Source organism: Serratia sp. Je.1.23.a (genome assembly GCF_051129805.1).
GTDB classification, from domain to species: Bacteria; Pseudomonadota; Gammaproteobacteria; order Enterobacterales; family Enterobacteriaceae; genus Serratia; species Serratia liquefaciens.
In genome coordinates this window covers 1-1,484 of the sequence record NZ_JBCPSR010000022.1, presented here as the reverse complement: position 1 = coordinate 1,484, position 1,484 = coordinate 1, and the positions used below count along the sequence as shown (strand labels likewise).

Annotated in this window: 2 tRNA genes and 2 rRNA genes; all 4 read right to left on the bottom strand. The window is 50.4% G+C overall.

The window, feature by feature from the left end:
• Positions 1-477, bottom strand: a 23S ribosomal RNA gene (locus tag AAZT04_RS25970); the annotation flags it as partial.
• Positions 478-681: 204 nt separating this feature from the next.
• Positions 682-757: transfer RNA gene (locus AAZT04_RS25965), tRNA-Ala, on the bottom strand.
• 37 nt (positions 758-794) lie between these two features.
• Positions 795-871, bottom strand: a tRNA-Ile gene (locus tag AAZT04_RS25960).
• A gap of 75 nt (positions 872-946) precedes the next feature.
• Positions 947-1,484: ribosomal RNA gene (locus AAZT04_RS25955) — 16S ribosomal RNA — on the bottom strand; the annotation flags it as partial.

The window sequence follows — 1,484 nt, the reverse complement described above, 5'->3', positions numbered from 1 at the left end:
TCGCCTTTCCCTCACGGTACTGGTTCACTATCGGTCAGTCAGGAGTATTTAGCCTTGGAGGATGGTCCCCCCATATTCAGACAGGATGTCACGTGTCCCGCCCTACTCATCGAACTCACAATTAATGTATTTTAGTGTACGGGACTATCACCCTTTACTGTGCGACTTTCCAGACGCTTCCACTAACACAAGAACTGATTCAGGTTCTGGGCTCCTCCCCGTTCGCTCGCCGCTACTGGGGGAATCTCGGTTGATTTCTTTTCCTCGGGGTACTTAGATGTTTCAGTTCCCCCGGTTCGCCTCATACGACTATGTATTCATCGTATGATAGTGCAACGAATTGCACTGGGTTTCCCCATTCGGGTATCGCCGGTTATTACGGTTCATATCACCTTACCGACGCTTATCGCAGATTAGCACGCCCTTCATCGCCTCTGACTGCCTAGGCATCCACCGTGTACGCTTAGTCACTTAACCTCACAACCCGAAGGTGTTTCCACTTCGTGCTGCTACATTTGAGAGACTCTATGACAGGTTAATCCTTACCCCAATACTTCTACGGAGGGATAAGTTTCAGCTGTCATGTTTCAATTTTCAGCTTGTTCCAGATTGTTAAAGAGCAAAATACTTCGCAGCATACTGTCGCCAGTACACTCTGAAGTATTGAAATACAGGACTATATGGTGGAGCTAAGCGGGATCGAACCGCTGACCTCCTGCGTGCAAGGCAGGCGCTCTCCCAGCTGAGCTATAGCCCCATACAGTCACGTGCAGTACCTTTTCCACTTCGAGAAGTGGTAGGCCTGAGTGGACTTGAACCACCGACCTCACCCTTATCAGGGGTGCGCTCTAACCACCTGAGCTACAAGCCTATAAAGGTATTTCTGCTCGTTACTTTTTCATCAGACAATCTGTGTGAGCACTTCACGCGAATCAATATCATTAGGTAAGGAGGTGATCCAACCGCAGGTTCCCCTACGGTTACCTTGTTACGACTTCACCCCAGTCATGAATCACAAAGTGGTAAGCGCCCTCCCGAAGGTTAAGCTACCTACTTCTTTTGCAACCCACTCCCATGGTGTGACGGGCGGTGTGTACAAGGCCCGGGAACGTATTCACCGTAGCATTCTGATCTACGATTACTAGCGATTCCGACTTCACGGAGTCGAGTTGCAGACTCCGATCCGGACTACGACGTACTTTATGAGGTCCGCTTGCTCTCGCGAGTTCGCTTCTCTTTGTATACGCCATTGTAGCACGTGTGTAGCCCTACTCGTAAGGGCCATGATGACTTGACGTCATCCCCACCTTCCTCCGGTTTATCACCGGCAGTCTCCTTTGAGTTCCCGCCATTACGCGCTGGCAACAAAGGATAAGGGTTGCGCTCGTTGCGGGACTTAACCCAACATTTCACAACACGAGCTGACGACAGCCATGCAGCACCTGTCTCAGAGTTCCCGAAGGCACTAAGCTATCTCTAGCGAA